Below are 19,140 nucleotides of genomic sequence, written 5' to 3'. Positions count from 1 at the left end.
CGCTCGGGCGGGACGGAGCTGCACGTACTGTGCGGGGGGGGGGAAGCGGGGCCGCACGTTCTGTGCGGGGATCTCGTCCTGGCTGAACGTCCGGCTGATTGTCCGGGCGGACGGCGGTGGACAGTGCCGGACGGCGGTGGACAGTGCCCGACCGTGCCGGACAGTGTGAGTTATCCACAGGGTCGACGGCGACCCCCGCGGAACTCGTAGGCTTTCGGAATGGCTCTGGCGGACGTGGAAGTGGTCGTGGACATGGATGTGGAAGGCGCTTCGGACGCAAGCGAGGCGGTGCAGGTGCTGCGCCGGGTGTTCGGGTATGACGCGTTCCGCGGCAGCCAGCAGGAGATCATCGAGCACGTCATAGGGGGCGGGGACGCAGTCGTCCTGATGCCGACCGGTGGCGGCAAGTCGCTGTGCTATCAGATTCCCTCGCTGGTCAGAAGCGGTGTGGGGGTCGTGATCTCGCCACTGATCGCGTTGATGCAGGACCAGGTCGACGCCCTGCGGGCACTCGGTGTGCGGGCCGGATTCCTGAATTCGACGCAGGATCTGGAGGAGCGGCGGCTCGTCGAGGCCGAGTTCCTGTCCGGGGAGCTGGATCTGCTGTATCTGGCGCCCGAGCGGCTGCGGGTCGAGCAGACGCTGAATCTGCTCGACCGCGGGAAGATCTCGCTCTTCGCGATCGACGAGGCGCACTGTGTCGCCCAGTGGGGCCATGACTTCCGGCCGGACTATCTGGCGCTGTCGATGCTGCACGAGCGCTGGCCCGAGGTGCCCCGGATCGCGCTGACCGCCACCGCGACCGAGGCCACGCACACCGAGATCACCTCACGGCTGCGGATGGCGGACGCCCGGCATTTCGTGGCGAGCTTCGACCGGCCGAACATCCAGTACCGCATCGCGGCGAAGAGCGAGCCGAAGAAGCAGCTGCTGGAGCTGCTGCGGAACGAGCATGCGGGGGACGCGGGGATCGTCTACTGCCTGTCGCGGGCCTCGGTGGAGAAGACCGCGCAGTTCCTGGTGGACAACGGCATCGCGGCGGTGCCGTATCACGCGGGGCTCGATCCGCGGACGCGTGCCGAGCACCAGGGCCGGTTTCTCCGTGAGGACGGGCTGGTCGTGGTCGCCACGATCGCGTTCGGAATGGGCATCGACAAGCCGGACGTCCGGTTCGTGGCCCATCTGGATCTGCCGAAGTCCGTGGAGGGCTACTACCAGGAGACGGGCCGCGCCGGGCGGGACGGGCAGCCGTCGACCGCCTGGCTGGCGTACGGGCTGCAGGATGTGGTGCAGCAGCGGAAGATGATCGACGGTTCGGAGGGCGACGAGGCGCACCGGCGGCGGCTGTCGGCCCATCTGGACGCGATGCTGGCGCTGTGCGAGACGGTGCAGTGCCGGCGGGTGCGGCTGCTGGCCTACTTCGGGCAGGAGAGCAGCGCCTGCGGCAACTGCGATACGTGTCTCGTCCCACCGCAGACCTGGGACGGCACGGTCCCCGCCCAGAAGCTGCTGTCCACGGTCGTACGGCTGCAGCGTGAGCGCGGGCAGAAGTTCGGCGCGGGCCAGATCATCGACATTCTGCTGGGCAAGAAGACCGCCAAGGTCATCCAGTTCGATCACGACGGGCTGAGCGTCTTCGGGGTGGGGGACGACCTCCGCGAGGCCGAATGGCGCGGTGTCGTACGGCAGTTGCTGGCGCAGGGGCTGCTCGCCGTCGAGGGTGATTACGGCACGCTGGTGCTCACGGAGGCGAGCGGCGAGGTGCTGGGCGGCCGGCGCGAGGTGCCGATGCGGCGGGAGCCGGAGAAGGCGGCGCGGGCGGCCCGGACGAAGGCGAAGGGCAAGCGCGCGGCGCCGGCGGATCTGCCGGAAGCGGCGCTGCCGGTCTTCGAGGCGCTGCGCGGCTGGCGGGGCCGTACGGCCAAGGAGCAGGGCGTGCCCGCGTATGTGATCTTCCACGATGCGACGCTGCGGGAGATCGCCACGCTCGGACCGACGACGACGGCCGAGCTGGGCACGGTCAACGGGGTCGGCGAGAACAAGCTCGCGAAGTACGGCCAGCAGATCCTGGATGTGCTGGCCGGACGGGAGACCCAGGAGGGCGCGGGCACCGATGGTGGTGCCGACGCCGGCGCCACGACGACGCCCAAGGCGGCCGAGGAGTATCACGCCGCGCCTGAGCCCGAAGACGAGGAGCTGCCGGAGCCGCCGGACGACATCGATTGGTGAGGGCGGCTGATCTGGGGGGAGTGGCCTGCGGAGCTCGGCTAAGGCCGGGTCATGAAGTGCGCCCGGAGGGGGAATTCGGCCGCTTTGGCCCGGCCTGGGTACGGGCTCCGTCACACGACCGATCCCAGAGATCTCGGTGACTGTTACACAACGGATGGATCGCCGTTAAGGACGCTCCGTAGCGTGCTGAGCCTTATCGCATCCCTACGGCGGCCCCAGCCGCCCACGACGAGGAGTACCCATGCGGGCCCAGCGCCGCTCCGTGATCCGTACCGCCACCGTCGCGACCGGTGCACTGGTCGTGCTGCTGCTTCCTGCGGGCGCCGCCTTCGCCGCCGACTCCACCGCCCCCTCCGAGAGCCGGACCTCCATCATGCTGCCCGACAACGGGCTGGCCGGACTGGCCGAGAAGGCCGGCCAGCTGCCCAAGGCAGGGCTCATCGGTGGCGCGAGTGCACTGGGCGTGGCCGGTACGGCCATCGCCGTCCACCGTCGACGCCACGAAAGCCGCGGCCAGCAGGCCTGAGCCGTACGCCGGGCCTGAACCCGTACGCAAGGCCTCAACCCGTACGCCCGGACCGACGCCTGACACTCGAACTGAGGCCGGACACCCGAACCGGTCCCGGGTACGCGGATGGAGCCCGGGCACCCTGATTTGGAGCCCGGATGGAGCCCGGCCCCGGACCGAGCCGGCCACCTGGGCTGAACGCGGGCTGAACCCGGACCGAGCCCGAGCCCCGGCCGTCAGGCAAATAGGCCCCGACAGCCCGGACAGCGAGCCCAGCCCCAAGAGGCCCCCGGCGTCGCTGCCCTCCGCCCTACTCCTCCTCCCCCACCAACCGCTGTACCTCCTCATAGCCCAGCACCTCGCCGCCCGCCCCGGCCGCCTCCGTCGGCTGTTGGCCCGTACGGATGGCGTCCGCGGCCGTGAGGGTGGCCTGCAGGGCGGTCCGGAAGAGCAGCGAGCCGGTGCTGATGCGGCGTACACCGAGCTCCGCCAGACGGCTGACGGTGTGCCGGCCGGGAGCGAAGAGGATGTTGAGCGGGGCGGGGATCTCGGCAACCAGAACCGAGATCTCCTCGTCGGCGACGACGCCCGGTACGAAGACGCCGTCCGCGCCCGCGGCCAGGTACGTTTCGGCGCGCGAGAGCGTCACCGAGAGCGGCGGTGGGCTGTCCGCACGCCAGTGGGTGTCGATCCGGGCGTTGAGGAACAGGCCCGGTGCCCGCTCCTTCACCGCGCTGATCAATTCGGCCTGACGCACCGGATCCTGCAGCCCCTCGCCGCCGGGCAGCCCGTCCTCCAGGTTCAGCCCGGCCGCCCCCGCCTCCGCCAACTCGGCGGCCAGGTCGCCCACTTGCCCCGCGTCGCCGCCGAATCCACCCTCCACATCGACCGTGTAAGGGCAGGTCAGCCGGCCATTGAGCCGCAGCGCCAGCGCCACGGTGGCGTCCCTGACCTCGGCGAGCCCGCGCCCGTCCGGATAGCCGTGGGCCGCGGCGACGCCCAGGCTCGTGGTGCCGACTGCCGCGTATCCGGCCCCGGCGAGTGCGACGGCCGAGATGACGTCCCAGGCGTTGGGCAGCAGCAGCGGCTGGTCGGCGTGGTGCAGCGCATGGAAGTGGAAGGTGGCGTACTCCGGGGAGGTGCTCATATGGGCACCGTAGGCCGGAGCCCCATCGGTAGGTGCCGAAGACTCGCGGCGAAGAACGGAGTCATGACCACTCCGGCGTACAGCCACCGTGCGCCACCGCCCCGCCCACTCCCTCGAAACCGCGCGCCACGGCCCGGGCCCCTGCGCCCCTCCACCGCGCAGCACCACCACCCGGCTCGCGCCCCACGACTCCCGCATCACCGCCCGGCTCGCATCCCGTGTGCCCCACGCCCCGAAATCGCCGCGCGCCCGCCCTCCCCGGCCTCGTACCGTACGAGCATGATCGAGACGCCTCACCGGAGCGGGACCGCGCCCGCCACCCTCACCCTCTGGCGCCCCACCGGCCCCGAGGAGCTCGCCCTGGTCGAGGCCTCCGGCTGGCGCGCCTGGCCGCCGCGCCTGCCCGACCAGCCGATCTTCTATCCCGTGCTCAACGAGGACTACGCGATCCGGATCGCCCGCGACTGGAATGTGCCGGCTTCCGGCGTCGGTCATGTCACCCGCTTCGAGGTCGAGGCGGACTTCGCCGAGCGCTATCCGGTGCGGCAGGCGGGCGGCGAGACGATCCTCGAACTGTGGGTCCCCGCCGAGGAGCTGACGGAGTTCAACCGGCATATCGTCGGGCGCATCGAGCTGGTCCGCAGCTTCCGACCGCCTCAGGGGGAATGACCGCACGGGAACAACCGGACGGGGCCGGGCGGTGCCAGGCGGGGCCAGGCGGGGGGCAGCCGGACCCGGGACGACCGGGGCGGGACGACCGGGGCGGGGAAGGCCGCACGGGAAACGCTCAGGCCGGGAAGCCCAGGCGGCCGACGACCGGACCGCCCCTGCGCACACCGGCCGTACACCCACCGCCCCTGCCCACGCCAACCCACCGGGCCGGTGCACCCCCGAGCCCGCCGCCTACCTCCCGCCGCCGCACGCCCCCGGCCGCGCATACACCGTGATCTTGGCGCCCCGGACCTCCCGGCTGCTGCAGACCTCGAACGCGGTGCGCAGCGTGGACCGCTTGGCGATTTCCTGGTCGTTGTCGTCGGCCGGCTGGCCGTCCGGGTCCCCGGCGACGACGATCCGGCGGGCGGTCAGCATCCGGTCACGGATCACATCGCCGGTGCGCTCGGTGCCGTAGAGGGTGTGTGAGGCCAACGGGCTCTCGGCCTGCGCGAGATCGTGCAGCCCTCGGAAGTCGCGCGGCAGGGTCGCCCGCCAGATCCGCCGCCGGGACGGCATGAACAGCAGCCCGTCGCCGGGCTCGGACACCTCCCGTACGGTGTGCGCGACCGCGGTGACATCGTCGACCCGGCTGTCCGGGCTGCGCAGATGGACGTTGACCGGCAGCAGCACCGCCAGCAGCACCACCACCGCCATCGCCCGCCGCAGCCGCCGTCCACGCGTCTGGCCCCGCTCGTCGGCCGGCCGCAGCAGCCGCGCCAGCGCGGCGCCCGCGAGCAGCGCGAACCCCACGACGTAGTAGAGGACATAGCGGTCCACGTAGGCCGGCTCGACATGGGAGAGCAGCAGCAGGAGGAGGGTGGGCAGAAGCAGCAGGGGGACGCCGAGGGCGCGCAGCCCGATGGGGCCGCGGGAGCGGATCCGGACGCGGGCGCAGGCGATGCCGAGGACGGCGAGCACGGCGAAGGTCAGCAGCTGGAGGGGGTCCGGCCACATGAGCCAGCTGATCTGCGCCGACTGCCGGGTGCTGAACACCGCGAGCGGGGCCAGAGCGGCGAGGACGGCGGCCGAGGCGAGCAGCCAGGAGCGCAGTACGCGGCGGGGCAGCCGCGCCAGGACCACCGCGGCGCCGTGCGCGGGCAGCGCCAGCGCCGCGAACTCGTGCAGCAGACAGGCGGCCAGCATCAGCGCCATATAGCCGAGCCACAGCCCTCTGCGCGGACCGGCCGAGGCCAGTACCAGCACATAAGTGGCCCAGACGACCAGCGCGCAGACCATCGCGTACGAGCGGCCCTCCTGCGCGTATTGCTGGACGACCGGGATCAGCGCGAAGGTGAAGCCCGCCAGCAGCCCTGCCCGCCGGCCGACCAGGCGCTGCCCCAGCAGGGCGACCCCGGCGGCGGCGACCGTCATCGCTGCCACGGACGGCAGCCGCAGACCGACCGCATCGCCGAACGCGCCGCGGAAGGTGGCGTCGTATCCGGCGAACCAGACATGCATCAGCGCGTAGTACAGACCGTGCACGACATCGACATGCAGCAGCGTGGACCACAGATCGGCCAGGCTGCGGTGCGCCATGTCGTAGGTGACCGCCTCGTCCCGCCATATGGCGTCCTGCCGGCGGATCCCCCACGCCCCCAGGAACAGCATCAGCCCCGCGGGCATCAGCACCGCCGCGCCCTGCGCCACCCAGGTACCGCGGGCGGTGACGGCGGGTGCGTACGTCTTCTGCGCTTGCGCTACGTCGATGACGGACTCCGGTCACGCGCGGGACGGACGGACAGACAGTCAGAAAGGCAGGCTCACGATAAAGCGGGCCGCCGGTGGACAACCAGACGGGCGAGCAGGGCGGCGGCCTGGGAGGAACGCACGCGGTGGCCGCGGGACACGAGGGGATCAGGCCCCCGGAACCGGGCGGGGCCGGCGAACCAGGGCCGCGGGCGGCGGTGAAGCGGGGGCCGCGGGCGGTGGCCCGGGGGCCGCGGGCCGGACGCCCGCGGCCCCCGGCCCGCTCAGGTGATGCGGATCAGCTTCGCTCCGAAGGACGGCTCGACGAGGTCCTTCTGCAGGGCGACCGGCACCTTCTGCATGCTCTCGCCGTTGCCGACGGTCAGCACACCGACCTCGGTACCGGCCTTCGCGGTGTGCGGGACGGTCTTGCCCCCGTCACCGACGCTCAACGTCAGCTTCTGGCCCGGGACTCCGACCGCCTTCAGGTCCTTGGTGGCGACGACCGGAGTCAGCCCGCCCAGACCGTCGTCGACATAGCCGACGACCTGCCCCTTCTTCACCGCCGTAGCCGAGGTCAGCGCTTCGCGTACGGCTGCGATGACCTTCTGGCTGTTGTTCTTGACCATGGTGAGGCTGTTGCCGGCGTTGGGGTCCAGGCCCTTGAAGTGCTGGTCCAGCATCGTGCCGAGGATCAGGCGGTCCTTGCCGTCCACCGTCTTGTAGGCCGCCCAGGACAGCGTGCCGCCGGCCGCGGTGCTGGAGCCGGTCTTGATGCCCTTGATGCTCAGTCCGGGCTCCAGCAGCAGATTGTCGTTGTTGTTGTTTATCCGCCCCGGCAGGCCCGGGATCTCGGCGTTGGTCATGGCGACGATCGGCCGGAAGGCGTCGAACTTCATGACGGCCTCGGCCAGCTTGAGCTGGTCGACGGCGGTGCTCACGGTCTTCGGGTCCAGGCCACTGGGGTCGGTGTAGGTGGTGTTCTTCATGCCCAGGTCCTTGGCGGCGGCGTTCATCTTCTTGACGAATGCCCCCTCGTTGGCGGACTGGGTGTCCCAACGGGCCAGCAGCCGGGCGATGTTGTTGCCGGACGGGATCATCAGCATCTTGAGCATGTCCTGCTGGCTGAACTTCTGCCCCGCCCGGAGCCCCTCGATCCGCGACTCGTCCGTGGAGCCGCCCTCGGTCACCGCCTTGGCGTCGACCTCGATCTGCGGGCCCGGCTTGCCCTTCTTGAGCGGGTGGTCCCGGAGGACGACATAGGCCGTCATGATCTTGGCCACGCTCGCGGTCGGCACCGGCTTCTGCGGGCCGAACGTCCCCACGTCCCCGGAGCCCACCACCTTGACCGCCGCCTGCCCCTCCGCGGGCCACGGGACGGTGAGCTTGCCGCCCTCGAAGGTGAACGAGGACTTGGCGTCGCCGACGGTGAGCGTCGGGTCGGGCAGCGGGCGCACCGCCTGGGCGATCACGAAGATGATCACCAGCAGCACCGCCAGCGGGGTCCAGATCTTGAACCGGCGGACGACCGTGCGCAGCGGCGTCTCGGGCGGCGGCGGGGTGTTGGTGAGCTGCGCCAGGAGGTCGAGCGGCGGCAGCGGCTGCTGCTTGGTGCGCTCGGTCTCGGGCAGCTCGGACGGGGCGGCCGTGGCGCCCGTGGTGGCGGGCGGCATGGCGCCCGGCCGGTCCGCGGGCTTGGACGGCGCGCTCGGCGCGGCGGCCTTCGCGGACTTCGCGGGCTCGGCGGCAGGCAGCGCACCGGTCGCCTTACCGGCCGGCTTGGCACCGGCCTTGCCGCTCGCCTTCTCCCCGGGCTTGTCCTCGGCCTTGTCGGCCTTGTCGTCGGCCTTGTCGGGCGTACGGGCGGGGGTCTTCGGCGCCGTCTTGCCCAGCGACTTGCCCGCCGTGCCGTCGTCCGCCGACTTCAGCGCGACGAACTGACTGGTCCGCTCCGAGTCCCGCTCGGCGACATTCGCAGTCTTGGCCTCGTCCTTGGCCTCGGGCTTGGATTCTTCCTTGCCCTCGGTCTTGGAGTCTTTCTTGGCCGCGGTCTTGGCCTCGGGCTTGGACTCGCTCTTGGAACCGCTGCTGGACTCGGCACCGGCCTTGTCCTTGGCACCGGCCTTATCCGTGTCCTTGGCACCGGCCTTGTCCGTGGCGTCCGACGTGCCCTTGCTCCCGGGCTTGCCGGTGCTCTCCGGCTTGTCCTTGGCCTCGGCCTTGTCCTTGGCCTTGCTCGTGACCGCGTCGCCGCCCTTGGCGGGCGGGGAGATCTTGAATGCGGTGGTCGCCTGATCGACGGCCTCGGCCTCGGCGCCCTCCCCCTTCAGCTTCGCGAAGGCAAAGACCCGGGTCGCGTTGTCGACCGCCGACTCCTCGGCCCCGGCGGCGGCCTCTTCACCGCCCTTGCCGTCACCCTTGCCGTCACCGTTGCCGTCACCCTTGCCCGCACCCGCCGCAGCGGCAGCCCCACCGGGCTTGCCCTTCTGCGGCCCGACGGTCTTGAACACGGCGGTCGGCTGGTCCACGACCTCGGCACCCTTGGACCGCGACTCACCCCGAGCCCCGGACTCAGGCTTGTCCCCGGACGCAGGCTCGGCCTCGGGCTCGGCCTTGCTCTCGCTCTTGCCCTTGCCCTTGCCCTTGGGCTCGCTCTTGCCCTTGGGCTCACTCTCACCCTTGGGCTCGCTCTTGCCCTTGGACTCCGGCTGGGACTTGGCGCCGGCCTCGGAACCGCCACGACCCGCGTCGGCGTCACCGTCGGCCTCGGGGCCAGCGTCGGCCTCGGCGTCAGCGTCGGCCTCGGGGTCAGCCTCGACGTCGGACGCCACGACAGCCTGCGCCTCCGCCTTTGCTTCCCCCTTTGCGGCAGCACCCTCGGCACCCCCGCCCGCGTCCTCGGACACCTCGGATGCCTCAGCGCCGGCCTTCTCGGCCGCACCGGAACCGGCCTTCTCCCCCGCCTCGGCCCCGGACTTCGCCCCCGACGCCGCCTCGGATTCCGCATCCGACGCCGCGGCGGCATCGGCTCCGCCGTCGCCACCCTCACCCGCCTCGGCGTCCTCCTCGGCGTCCTCATCGTCCTTGCCCGCGACCCAGGCGGCCACAGCGGCGCGCAGCCGCTCGTCGCCACCCCCGGAGCCCTCGGCGCCCTCCTCGGCCCCCTGAGGCTCCTCAGACGCACGTTCGGACCCCGACTCGGCCCCGGCCCCGGGACCGTCCGCCGACGCGGGCTCCGCCCCGGATTCCGGCTTCTCCGCGCTGTCCGGCCCGGGCTTCGCCTTCGCCCCGGACGTGGATTTCGCCCCGGACTTCCCCTTCGCCGCCTGCTTCGCCGCCTTCGCCGCCGGCTTCGCCTCAGCCGTGGACTCCGGCGCCGGAGCAGGCTTCGGCTCCGCCGCGGCCTCCGCCCCGCCCTCAGGCTTCGGGTTCTTCCCGGAACCCGATTCCTTCGCCGATTCGTCCGGCTCCCCGCGGAAGGCAGACAGCCGCGGATCACGTTCGCTCCGCGCCGTCTTCCCCGACGACTGCTTCTTGTCCGACTTGTCGGGGGACTCGCCCGCCACCGATGTCTCCTTCATACGTCCCACTGCTGCCTGGCCCAGTGTTCCCAAGTGTCCTGTGTCCACGTGGCCCCATCTCGCCGCCACGCGTACCGGTAGGTACCGCACCCCTCAGAAAGATGTCGCCGAGGTGCAAGACGAGAACGACATACCTACCGGTTCCATACCGAACCCCCCACGCACTCTCGACAGATGAATGTGAGAGGGGTCACCCTGTCATTCATCCACGCGGGGAGGCATGGATGGGCAGGAGCCGCAGAACAATTCCGGAGGAGCTTCTGCTGCTCGCTTTGGACCCGACCACCGGGACCACAGCGCAGCCGCAGTCGCTCGACCTCGGCCTGGCCGGGGCACAGCTAGTAGAGCTGGCTCTGGCAGGACGGATAGCCCCAGACGGGGATCGTATCGCCGTGGTGATGGCACGGCCGACAGGAGATCCAACTCTGGACTCCGCGCTCGAACTGCTGCGCCGACGCGGCAGTCCGGTGCGCGCGGTCCACTGGATCGGCGGGCCCCGACTCGGGCTGCGCCAGACCTACCTCACGCATCTCGAACGGTGCGGCATGGTCCATGCCGTGGCGGGACAGATGTGCGGGGTACTGCCGACGACGCGCTACCAAGCGACGGAGACGGCCATCAGCCGGGAAATCAGGGCCCGGCTGGACAACGCGATCCGCACCGGCGTACCCCCGGACCCGCGGACCGCGGCGCTCGCCGCGCTGGCCCATGCGGTCGGACTCGGCAAGCATCTGTATCCAGGGAACGAAGGGCGTTCATCGCGCTCCCGTCTCCGGGATCTGATCCGGCACGACCCGATGGGCGGACTGGTCGCACACGCCGTCATGGATGTGCAGAACGGTGTCGCGGTCCAGCCTCGGCGGCAGCAGGCGGCCGGCGCGACAGCCGTCCGGCAACCGGCGGCACGCGCCACGGCGGACCCGGCCGGCGCGCCGGTCCAGTCGCGGCACGGCCACGGCCGGATGGCCCGGGTGGGCGCCCGCTGACGCCGTAGAACGCCGTACGACACCTCGTACCACCCAGCGCAGCACCCGCATCACCCGCACCACCCGCCCCAAAGTCCCGTTCGGGAGCCGCAGCACCAAGCGCGGGGTGGCGGACCGACCGTTCCTGGACAACGGCCGGCCCGCCACCCCGCGCATCCGCTCGCTCGCCTTCTGTGTGCGTTTCACTGCGCGGCGTCACCTCGGAGTGGCAGTCTGCTGAAAAGGAAACGACAGCAGTACGGAGCCGGAGGTGCACGTCCCGTGGCGTCCAATGTCAATCCCACCGTCAGGCGACGCCGATTGGGCCAGGAGCTGCGAAGGCTCCGTGAGCTCAAAGGCATGACGGCGGAGGAGGTGGCCGAGGCATTGCTGGTCTCCCAGTCGAAGATCAGCCGCCTGGAAAACGGCCGCCGCAGCATCAGCCAGCGCGATGTCCGCGATCTGTGCGGGGTCTACGAGGTCGAGGACCACCGCATCGTGGATTCGCTGATGCAGATGGCCAAGGATTCGCGTCAGCAGGGTTGGTGGCACGCCTTCGGCGACATCCCCTACAGCGTCTACATCGGCCTGGAGACCGAGGCGGCCTCGCTGCGGATCTACGAGTCCCTGCTGGTGCCCGGTCTGCTGCAGACCCCCGGATACGCCGAGGCGGTCATTCCCGGCACGGTCCCCGAGCTGGCGCCCGACCATCTGGAGAAGCGCATTCAGGTGCGGATGCGCCGCCAGGAGCGGGTCACCGACTCCGAGCGTCCGTTGCGGCTGTGGGTGGTACTGGACGAGAGCGCGCTGCGGCGCGTGGTCGGCAGCCATCTGATCATGCGCGAACAGCTGGACCATCTCGTCGAGATGAGCCAATTGCCGCATGTGACGGTGCAAGTTCTGCCGTATGACACCGGTGCGCATGCCGGAATGTCGGGAACGTTCTCCATCCTGGAATTCGACGATGCCGCCGATTCCAGCGTGGTGTACATCGAGGGCGTCACCAGCGACCTCTATCTGGAGAAGACCAACGATGTGCACAAATACACGATCATGTACGAGCATTTGCGTGCGCAGGCGTTGAGTGCCGAGCACAGCCGGGAGTTCATCGCCGAGGCGGCGAAATCCCATGCAGACGCCATGAGATGAAGCCTGCCAGGGAGTCAATAGTGCGGAATGAGCGCGGAATCTGGGATTCCGGCGAAAGGGATCGCACGGTACACCTGCCGTCGCCCCGATGAAAAGAGATCAAGAAATATGCCCTTCGTACGGGTGAACGGCCTCTGCGGCTGGTGATGTTGGCGCGTAGCGTCATCAGTACCGAATCCGCGGTAACTCAGAGTGAGTTGGAGTGAACATGGCCGTGCAGCCCAATTCCGCATTCTCCTGGACCAAGTCCTCGTACTCCGGTGGCAACGGCGCTTGCGTGGAAATCGCCGTGCCTGCCGCCGCAGCCATCGCAGTGCGGGACTCCAAGGACCCCGACGGTCCGCGTCTCACGTTCGACAACTCCTCCTGGAGCCACTTTGTGTCGGACGTCGCCGGTGGCGCGTTCGACGCGGCGTGACCTGAGCCGTCACCGTCCGCAATCCGCAGATGTGAGCCCTCTCGACTGGATCGCCGTCCCGGCCGAGGGGGCTCGGCCATGCCCAGGTCCCCTCCGGCGCGCCGGCAGCCGTGCGCGGACGGCCGCCGGCCGCATCAGTCAGCGCAGTTCGGACACATACCGGTCCGTCCCGGGCACGGTCGGAAGGAACGGCGCCACCAGCTCCACCCGCCCCAGTCCCGACTCCGCGACCTCCTCCTCCAGGCCGGCGAACTGCTCCGCCCAGCCGTCGCGCGGGTCCCGCTGGAGGAACCACAGCAGGGTCAGCCGGGTGTCGACGCCCTCGACCTGCCGCACATACGACATCCGGTCCCCCGGCAGCGGCGTCGGGCGGAAGACCGTGACCATCGCGGCGGGTGAACCCGACAGCCGCCGCGGCAGATGCCGGGCGCACAGCCACTCCAGGAGCGCCTCCCGCCGCTCCGGACCGTCCGCGTCGATCACCTCCAGCACCAGCCCGGCGTAGGGGTGGTCCAGTGCGTGGAAGTCGCGGGGGCCCGCCGCACCGTCCCGGTAGACCGTCGCCAGATGGTCCTGGAAGGCCGTGAAGACATGCGTACGGTCCTGATAGACCCGGCCGTCCCGGTTGAGGCGCTTGTTGATGCCGACGGTCCACTTCATGTGCTCGTCGTAGCGGCCCGCGGTGATCCAGTACGTGGAGAGGTAGCAGCCGGCCGTGACCGGCCGGGCGACGGCGGACTTCTCGGGGCGGCGCAGCAGTTGCAGCTCGCGCGTGGCCACCCAGCGGCGGCCGGCGAAGATCCACGGCATCGCCATGGCGCCCGCGATGTAGTGGTCGTCCTCGTACCAGCGGTTGTAGGCGTATTCATGGCCGGGATGCGGTTCGACCATGGTGATCAGCGCATGGCCGGGATGCACGCCGTAGGGGCCGACGGCGGCCAGCTCGGCGTAGGTGGCGGGCCCGGTGTCGACGGCCGCGGCGGTGGTGACCTCTGGCGTTCCTTCGCTGTCTGCGGTCATGACAGACAGGTGTAGCTGACACAGCATCAGATGGGGAGGGGCGGGCGGTGCGCGAATCACGGGAGACCGCGCGCACGGAACCGCCCCGGCCCGTACGCGGCCCTCACCCGCACCAGCTCATCATGCGGGCACCCCTGCTTTCCGTTCCCGGGCCGCTTAAGCTGCCGGGCATCTGCAGCTAACGATGGTTAATCGCAGACCACGAGCGATTGGAGTCGCCATGCCGGACGCGATACTTGCCCGCGCAGCCACCCCCGTCCCCGGGCTCGCCGCCCGTGCGGCGCGGACCGGTAGCTCGCCCGTGCGCGACATCCTGGCGCTCACCGCCCGGCCGGAGGTCATCTCGTTCGCCGGCGGGCTGCCCGCGCCCGAGCTGTTCGATACGGCGGGCCTCGCGGCCGCCTTCCAGCATGTGCTGGCCGAGGACCCGCTGCGGGCGCTGCAGTACTCCACCAGCGAGGGCAGTCCGGCGCTGCGCGCGGCCATCGCGGCGCGCACCACCGCGCGCGGACTGGCCACCGACGCCGACGACCTGCTGGTGACCACCGGTTCCCAGCAGGGGCTGACGCTGCTGGCCACGGCCTTGCTGGAGCCGGGCGATGTGGTGCTGGTCGAGGACCCCTGTTACCTCGCGGCGCTGCAGATCTTCTCCTTCGCCGGCGCCCGGGTGGTGCCGGTGCCGACCGACGACGAGGGCCTGGACCCGGTCGCGCTGGACGAGATCACCGCGCGGGAGCGGCCCAAGCTGCTCTATGTCGTGCCGACCTTCCAGAACCCGACCGGCCGCACGCTGTCCGCCGAGCGCCGGGCCGCGGTCGCCGAGGTCGCCGCCCGGCGCGGGCTGTGGATCGCCGAGGACGACCCGTACGGAGAGCTGCGTTTCGAGGGCGAGCCGGTGCCGTGGGTCGCGTCCTTCCCCGGGGCCGAGGACCGTACGGCGCTGCTCGGCTCGTTCTCCAAGGTGATGGCGCCCGGTCTGCGGTTGGGTTCGCTGCGTGCGCCGGCCGCGCTGCGGCGCGCCTGTGTCATCGCCAAGCAGGCCGCCGATCTGCACACCTCGACCGTGGACCAGGCCGCGGCGGCGCGGTACTTGGCGGTCGCGGACCTGGACGCGCATCTGAGGCGGGTGCGCGACGCCTACCGTGAGCGGCGGGATGCGCTGGTCGACGGGCTGGCCGCGGCGCTGCCCGAGGGCTCGCGGTGGAACCGTCCGGCGGGCGGCATGTTCGTGTGGGCGACGCTGCCCGAGGGGTACGACGCGACGGCGCTGCTGCCCGAGGTGGTGCGGCATGACGTCGCGTACGTCCCCGGCGCGCCGTTCTTCGCCGGGCCGCCGGACGCCACGGCCGCCCGCCTGTCGTTCGTGACGCACCCGCCGGAGGAGATCCGCGAGGGGCTCGACCGGCTGAAGAAGGCGCTGGGGGGCGCGCGTCGGCACGCGTGAGCGCGTACGGTCGGCGCCTGCGCCGGGACGCGGCGGGCGGCGGAAAATCCGCTTCCGGACGGCCGTCGCCCTGCCGGAAACTGGAGGTCCACGGCGCGTGGACCTCCAGTGAACCTCCCGGGAGGCCGGATGACCAGTGGCCCGGACTATCCGGCGGAGACGCCGGAGAACGACCCGGCGGACACGTCGGAGAACGACCCGGCGGACACGTCGGAGAGCGACCTGGCGGAGGCGCCTGAGGATGACCTGGCGGTCACGCCGGAGGGCGGCCCGGGGCGCGGCTCGTCGAGCCCCAGCCCCGATGCCGATCCCGATCCCCGTCCCGATCCCGACGCCCCTCGCGAGCCGCACGCCGGTCCAGGCCCCGATCCCAACGCCCCTCGCGAGCCGCTCCCGTACCGCGTCCGGGCGCGGCTCCGCGGGGCCGGGCGGTGACTGCGGGTGCATGCCCGGCATGCGCTGGTCGTGGGTGTCGTCACGGCGGTCGCCGGTGCGCTGGCCACCGTGGGCGCCGACCAGCTTCCGAAGCTCTTCGAGGAGCCACCGCCCGGCTGCCCAGGGGCGGGCTGCGACGGCAAGAGTCCCAAGGACAGCGGGTGCGCGTATGACGCCACTACCTGGGAGCCGAAGGAGGGCAACCCGGTCCGCATCCACCTGCGTTACAGCAAGAGCTGTGGTGCCGTATGGGGGCGGATCGTCAACGGCGAGCCGGGGGACATGGTGACGCTCCGGGTGTCGGGCGGCGCGGCCCGCAGCGCCTCCATCGACTACCGGCACGACAAGTACACGACCATGGCGACCGTCGGCCCCACCTTCCGGGTGCGGCTGTGCGCGGTGCCGATGACCGGCCCCCGCCGCACCGTCACCTGGGTCAAGTACTGCTTCGAGGCGACGGAGCATGTGCCCTGGGAGTGACCCTGCTTCCCTCCGTCTTGGCGAAGAGCTCTGGCCTTCCCCGGCCCCCGCGCCTAACCTGACGCCCCATCAGACGTGAGCTGGGCGGCCCGGCCGGGAGGCACAGATGCTGCTGCGGAACAAGACCGTCGTCATCTCGGGTGTAGGAGCCGGGCTCGGCCATCAGGTCGCGGCGGCCTGTGTGCGGGAGGGTGCCTCGGTGGTGCTGGGGGCCCGGACGGAGGCGAATCTGGCCAAGTCGGCGGCGCAGCTGGACCCGTCGGGCGCGCGTACGGCCTGGCGGGCGACCGATATCGGTGACGAGACGCAGTGCGCGGCGCTGGCCGAGCTGGCCGTGGAGCGGTTCGGCGGGATCGACGCGGTGGTCCATGTCGCCGCCCTGGACTCGCTCTTCGGGGGACTTCGGGACGCCGACTTCGACTCCTGGCACCGTGTGGTGGACGTCAATCTCCTCGGCACACTGCGGATGACCCGCGCCTGCCTGCCGTCGCTCACGGCGCGCGGCGGCGGCTCGGTGGTGGTGATCGGCACCCAGTCGTCGGTCGCCGCACCGTCACAGGTCCAGCAGGCGGCGTATGCGGCGTCCAAGGGCGGGCTGGTCTCGGCGATGTACTCGCTGGCGCGCGAGCTGGGGCCGGACCGGATACGGGTCAACACCGTGCAGCCCGGCTGGATGTGGGGCCCGCCGGTGCAGGCGTACGTACGGTTCCAGGCGCAGAGCGAAGGCGTCCCGGAGGCCGAGGTGCTGGCCCGGCTCACCGAGCGGATGGCACTGCCCGAGCTGGCGACGGATGCGGATGTGGCCGAGACCGTGGTCTTTCTGGCCTCCGACCGGGCGCGTGCGATCACGGGCCAGTCGCTGCTGGTCAATGCGGGGGAGCTGATGCGGTAGCCCACCCGCCGGGCATGCGCACTTCTCCCTTCGACGACGCCGCGAGGTGCGGTGCCTGGGGCACCTCCCAGCGGTAGCTGGGGGAGCGTCGCAGGCCCACGGAGACCGGGGAGACACTCCCTACGCCCTCGGATGGCGGGCGAGCTAAGCCCTCAGATAGCGGGCGGGCTAAGCCCTCGGATAGCGGGCGAGCCAGCCAGGCGACGAGCCGGCCGGGCCGTGCAGCGCGGCGCCCTGTGTCATCTCCATCGAGAAGTCGTCGGCCAGCTGCAGGATCGTGTCCCGGCCCTCCAGCTCGACCAGCCAGACCGGCGGCAGCGCCGTCTCGCCGTGCAGGGTACCCAGCAGATTGCCGCAGATGGCGCCGGTGGAATCACTGTCGCCGCTGTGGTTGACGGCCAGCAGGAGGCCGTGCCGGATGTCCTCGGCGACCAGTGCGCAGTAGACGCCGATCGACAGCGCCTCCTCGGCCGTCCAGCCCTCACCCAGGGACTCCACCCGGGCGGGCGTCGGCATGCCCTGCCGTACGGCGCCGAGCGCACGCTTGAGGGCGTCGCTGGTCTCCTCGTGGCCGGGGCGGGTCGCCAGATGGGCCAGCGCCTTCTGCACGGCGCCGTCGAGGTCCTCACCACGGGCCAGCGAATGGCTGATGACCGCGAACGCGCCGGCCGCCAGATAGCCGGTGGGGTGGCCGTGCGTCTGCGCCGCACACTCGACGGCGAGCTGGAAGACCAGCTGCGGCTCCCAGCCGACCAGCAGCCCGAACGGCGCGGAGCGCATCACCGCGCCGCAGCCCTTCGAATCGGGGTTCTTGGGGTGGTCCAGCGTGCCCATCGCCTCGTCGCCGAGGCCGCTCAGACAGGCCCGGCCCGGTGCCCGCCGGGAGTACAGCCACTCCTCGCGGGCCAGCCAGCCGTCGTCCTCCTTGCGCTCGTCCGGGCCCCAGTCGCGCTGGGTGACGGCCCAGCGCAGGTAGGCGCGGTGGACGTCGGTGGGCGGGTGCCAGGCTCCGGTGTCGCGGCGCACCTGGGCCCGGATCAGACCGTCCACGGTGAACAGGGTCATCTGGGTGTCGTCGGTGACCGCGCCGCGCCGCCCGTAGGCGGGCACGAAATCGGTCACGCCCTCCTGGCCGTGCGCCTTGCGGATCGCGTCGAGCGAGTCGAATTCGATACCGGCGCCGAGCGCATCGCCGATGGCACCACCGAGCAGACAGCCGCGTACCCGGCTGCGGAAATCCTGCTGCTCGGCGCGCCCCCAGATGGCGCCGCCGCCCGCCGCGCTCATGCCGAAACCTCGCGTCGCCCGGCCTCGCATTCGCGCGGCGCGCACCTCTGAACGGCACGCTCGCTACGCTCGCTCACTGCGCCCTCCTGAAGCTCACTACGTCCCGGGGGGACCTTGCGGGGCCCCTGGCGCAGCACTGTAATCGACCGGGAATGATCAATTTTTGGCCAGGAGGGTATTGCGAATAGTCATTCGTAAGGAGGCTTTTGGCCGGTACCGTCCCGATGGGTCCCGGCCCGAGGGGGCCCGAGGGGTACGGGGTCGGCCGGTGCGGGGCGGTGCGGGGCGGGGCGGTGCGGGGCGGGGCGGTGCGGGGCGGTGCTCGGCGCGGCGAGCCGGGAGGGGTCGCGTCGGGGGGCGTGGGGCCGTGGGGGCCGGCCTTGTGCGTGCGTCCGGCTTGTGTGCCGCCCGGCCCGGTCCGTCAACTGGGCTGAGGCGGCGCCGGTCATCCGGACGTGGGACCCCCCCATGAGCCGACAGGCCCGGTCACCCCTGCCCGGACGGCCGCCCGTCGCGCGGCGGGGAGCACAGCGCCTCTCGCCGCTCCTCGACGGACGCCTTCACCAACCGCGCCTCGTGCGGCGCCCCCCTCAGGTCAGGCGCGCAGTGGCCACCGGCCTCATCCCACCAGATGGCCCGCGCCTCTCCCATCCCTCCTTCCCCTCCCGCCCCCACCTGGGCGTTCATCCGTTCGATGATGGCAGTGGCGCCCGTTGGGCATGCTCTCCCCATGTCCGAGTACGAGTGGGATCGCACCACCATGGCTGTCGTCGCCTCCGCGCTCTCCGGAGACAGCGACGGCGCGGTGGAACTCCTTCGGCCGCTCCCCCAGAGCGATGTGTGCCATATCGCCGTACGCCTCGCCGCCATGGCGGCCGACGCGCTGATCGTCGCCGCCCAGGACAGCGGAGGCGACCGCGAGGAGGCACTGTCGCAGTGGCAGCAGTGCATCCTGCAGCACGAGGCGGAGTACGAGGGAGGAGTGGGGGACTGAGCGGCCGTGGCGGTACGGCCGCCGACCGAGGACGGTCATGACGGCGCGGCCTACCGCTGACCGGCCCCGGAACCCTCACGAGCCCTTTCTGCCCTGCTCCCGCGGATCATCTGCCCCGCTCCCGCAGATTAGCCGTCGGCGGAGCTGCGGGAACGGGGCTGTGGACAACCGCGGCTAGCGGCTCTCCCACC

Annotated in this window: 16 protein-coding genes; 11 read left to right on the top strand and 5 right to left on the bottom strand. The window is 71.4% G+C overall.

Annotated elements, in window-relative coordinates:
- The first annotated feature begins 219 nt into the window (after positions 1 to 219).
- Together recQ and STRNI_RS24560 are read left to right on the top strand one after the other, a co-directional pair.
- Complete coding sequence (recQ, locus tag STRNI_RS24565) at positions 220 to 2,229, top strand: DNA helicase RecQ (protein ID WP_266445507.1); 2,010 nt, start codon at positions 220 to 222, stop codon at positions 2,227 to 2,229.
- Positions 2,230 to 2,470: 241 nt separating this feature from the next.
- The gene (locus STRNI_RS24560; protein ID WP_018092235.1) at positions 2,471 to 2,755 is read left to right on the top strand and encodes a hypothetical protein; all 285 of its coding nucleotides are present in this window, start codon (positions 2,471 to 2,473) and stop codon (positions 2,753 to 2,755) included.
- 292 nt (positions 2,756 to 3,047) lie between these two features.
- Here STRNI_RS24560 and STRNI_RS24555 read toward each other — a convergent pair whose 3' ends face one another.
- On the bottom strand, positions 3,048 to 3,884 hold the full coding sequence (locus STRNI_RS24555; RefSeq protein ID WP_018092236.1) for an isocitrate lyase/PEP mutase family protein: 837 nt from the start codon (positions 3,882 to 3,884) through the stop codon (positions 3,048 to 3,050).
- A gap of 279 nt (positions 3,885 to 4,163) precedes the next feature.
- Between STRNI_RS24555 and STRNI_RS24550 the strand changes: the two genes are divergently transcribed.
- On the top strand, positions 4,164 to 4,553 hold the full coding sequence (locus STRNI_RS24550; RefSeq protein ID WP_026170081.1) for a hypothetical protein: 390 nt from the start codon (positions 4,164 to 4,166) through the stop codon (positions 4,551 to 4,553).
- A 234-nt stretch (positions 4,554 to 4,787) separates the two neighbouring features.
- Here the strand turns inward: STRNI_RS24550 and STRNI_RS24545 are convergent, their stop codons facing one another.
- Together STRNI_RS24545 and STRNI_RS24540 are read right to left on the bottom strand one after the other, a co-directional pair.
- Positions 4,788 to 6,221 (bottom strand): glycosyltransferase family 39 protein, encoded by a 1,434-nt coding sequence (locus STRNI_RS24545; RefSeq protein WP_381845497.1) that lies wholly within the window; start codon positions 6,219 to 6,221, stop codon positions 4,788 to 4,790.
- A gap of 347 nt (positions 6,222 to 6,568) precedes the next feature.
- Entirely contained in the window at positions 6,569 to 9,850 is a 3,282-nt protein-coding gene (locus STRNI_RS24540) for a serine hydrolase (RefSeq protein ID WP_277411999.1), read from the bottom strand.
- Between the two features lie 239 nt (positions 9,851 to 10,089).
- Here STRNI_RS24540 and STRNI_RS24535 point away from each other — a divergent pair, with 239 nt between their 5' ends.
- The 3 genes from STRNI_RS24535 to STRNI_RS24525 all read left to right on the top strand — a co-directional run bounded on the left by STRNI_RS24535 (position 10,090) and on the right by STRNI_RS24525 (position 12,397).
- Positions 10,090 to 10,851 (top strand): GOLPH3/VPS74 family protein, encoded by a 762-nt coding sequence (locus tag STRNI_RS24535; RefSeq protein WP_026170082.1) that lies wholly within the window; start codon positions 10,090 to 10,092, stop codon positions 10,849 to 10,851.
- A gap of 261 nt (positions 10,852 to 11,112) precedes the next feature.
- Positions 11,113 to 11,979, top strand: a complete 867-nt coding sequence (locus STRNI_RS24530) for a helix-turn-helix domain-containing protein (protein WP_026170083.1) — start codon at positions 11,113 to 11,115, stop codon at positions 11,977 to 11,979.
- A gap of 208 nt (positions 11,980 to 12,187) precedes the next feature.
- A complete protein-coding gene (locus STRNI_RS24525) occupies positions 12,188 to 12,397 on the top strand; it encodes a DUF397 domain-containing protein (RefSeq protein WP_026170084.1) in 210 nt (69 codons plus the stop codon).
- Positions 12,398 to 12,535: 138 nt separating this feature from the next.
- On the opposite strand, the gene STRNI_RS24520 is transcribed toward STRNI_RS24525, so the two are convergent.
- Positions 12,536 to 13,417, bottom strand: a complete 882-nt coding sequence (locus STRNI_RS24520; RefSeq protein ID WP_277411998.1) for a hypothetical protein — start codon at positions 13,415 to 13,417, stop codon at positions 12,536 to 12,538.
- Between the two features lie 220 nt (positions 13,418 to 13,637).
- Here STRNI_RS24520 and STRNI_RS24515 point away from each other — a divergent pair, with 220 nt between their 5' ends.
- From STRNI_RS24515 to STRNI_RS24500, 4 genes are all read left to right on the top strand, one after another.
- Entirely contained in the window at positions 13,638 to 14,861 is a 1,224-nt protein-coding gene (locus tag STRNI_RS24515) for an aminotransferase-like domain-containing protein (RefSeq protein ID WP_148590828.1), read from the top strand.
- Between the two features lie 129 nt (positions 14,862 to 14,990).
- Entirely contained in the window at positions 14,991 to 15,296 is a 306-nt protein-coding gene (locus STRNI_RS24510) for a hypothetical protein (protein WP_277411997.1), read from the top strand.
- A 6-nt stretch (positions 15,297 to 15,302) separates the two neighbouring features.
- Positions 15,303 to 15,776 carry a DUF2690 domain-containing protein gene (locus STRNI_RS24505; RefSeq protein ID WP_277411996.1) on the top strand — a complete coding sequence of 158 codons (474 nt, stop codon included), beginning with the start codon at positions 15,303 to 15,305 and terminating at the stop codon, positions 15,774 to 15,776.
- A 106-nt stretch (positions 15,777 to 15,882) separates the two neighbouring features.
- Positions 15,883 to 16,668 (top strand): SDR family oxidoreductase, encoded by a 786-nt coding sequence (locus STRNI_RS24500; protein WP_109890482.1) that lies wholly within the window; start codon positions 15,883 to 15,885, stop codon positions 16,666 to 16,668.
- Between the two features lie 168 nt (positions 16,669 to 16,836).
- Here STRNI_RS24500 and STRNI_RS24495 read toward each other — a convergent pair whose 3' ends face one another.
- On the bottom strand, positions 16,837 to 17,955 hold the full coding sequence (locus STRNI_RS24495) for an ADP-ribosylglycohydrolase family protein (RefSeq protein WP_277411995.1): 1,119 nt from the start codon (positions 17,953 to 17,955) through the stop codon (positions 16,837 to 16,839).
- Between the two features lie 730 nt (positions 17,956 to 18,685).
- On the opposite strand from STRNI_RS24495, the gene STRNI_RS24490 reads away from it, so the two are divergent.
- The gene (locus tag STRNI_RS24490) at positions 18,686 to 18,949 is read left to right on the top strand and encodes a hypothetical protein (protein ID WP_018092249.1); all 264 of its coding nucleotides are present in this window, start codon (positions 18,686 to 18,688) and stop codon (positions 18,947 to 18,949) included.
- Positions 18,950 to 19,140: the final 191 nt, after the last annotated feature.

The sequence above is a fragment of the Streptomyces nigrescens genome (assembly GCF_027626975.1).
GTDB classification, from domain to species: domain Bacteria; phylum Actinomycetota; class Actinomycetes; order Streptomycetales; family Streptomycetaceae; genus Streptomyces; species Streptomyces nigrescens.
The sequence above is the reverse complement of the archived record's forward strand: the minus strand, read 5'-3'. Positions and strand labels throughout refer to the sequence as shown.

Excerpts from the sequence above, each read along its gene's own strand:
- recQ (WP_266445507.1), top strand. The coding sequence starts at position 220 with ATGGCTCTGGCGGACGTGGAAGTGGTCGTGGACATGGATGTGGAAGGC.
- STRNI_RS24560 (WP_018092235.1), top strand. The coding sequence starts at position 2,471 with ATGCGGGCCCAGCGCCGCTCCGTGATCCGTACCGCCACCGTCGCGACC.
- STRNI_RS24555 (WP_018092236.1), bottom strand. The coding sequence starts at position 3,884 with ATGAGCACCTCCCCGGAGTACGCCACCTTCCACTTCCATGCGCTGCAC.
- STRNI_RS24550 (WP_026170081.1), top strand. The coding sequence starts at position 4,164 with ATGATCGAGACGCCTCACCGGAGCGGGACCGCGCCCGCCACCCTCACC.
- STRNI_RS24545 (WP_381845497.1), bottom strand. The coding sequence starts at position 6,221 with ATGCCCGCGGGGCTGATGCTGTTCCTGGGGGCGTGGGGGATCCGCCGG.
- STRNI_RS24535 (WP_026170082.1), top strand. The coding sequence starts at position 10,090 with ATGGGCAGGAGCCGCAGAACAATTCCGGAGGAGCTTCTGCTGCTCGCT.
- STRNI_RS24525 (WP_026170084.1), top strand. The coding sequence starts at position 12,188 with ATGGCCGTGCAGCCCAATTCCGCATTCTCCTGGACCAAGTCCTCGTAC.
- STRNI_RS24520 (WP_277411998.1), bottom strand. The coding sequence starts at position 13,417 with ATGACCGCAGACAGCGAAGGAACGCCAGAGGTCACCACCGCCGCGGCC.
- STRNI_RS24515 (WP_148590828.1), top strand. The coding sequence starts at position 13,638 with ATGCCGGACGCGATACTTGCCCGCGCAGCCACCCCCGTCCCCGGGCTC.
- STRNI_RS24510 (WP_277411997.1), top strand. The coding sequence starts at position 14,991 with ATGACCAGTGGCCCGGACTATCCGGCGGAGACGCCGGAGAACGACCCG.
- STRNI_RS24500 (WP_109890482.1), top strand. The coding sequence starts at position 15,883 with ATGCTGCTGCGGAACAAGACCGTCGTCATCTCGGGTGTAGGAGCCGGG.
- STRNI_RS24495 (WP_277411995.1), bottom strand. The coding sequence starts at position 17,955 with ATGAGCGCGGCGGGCGGCGGCGCCATCTGGGGGCGCGCCGAGCAGCAG.
- STRNI_RS24490 (WP_018092249.1), top strand. The coding sequence starts at position 18,686 with ATGTCCGAGTACGAGTGGGATCGCACCACCATGGCTGTCGTCGCCTCC.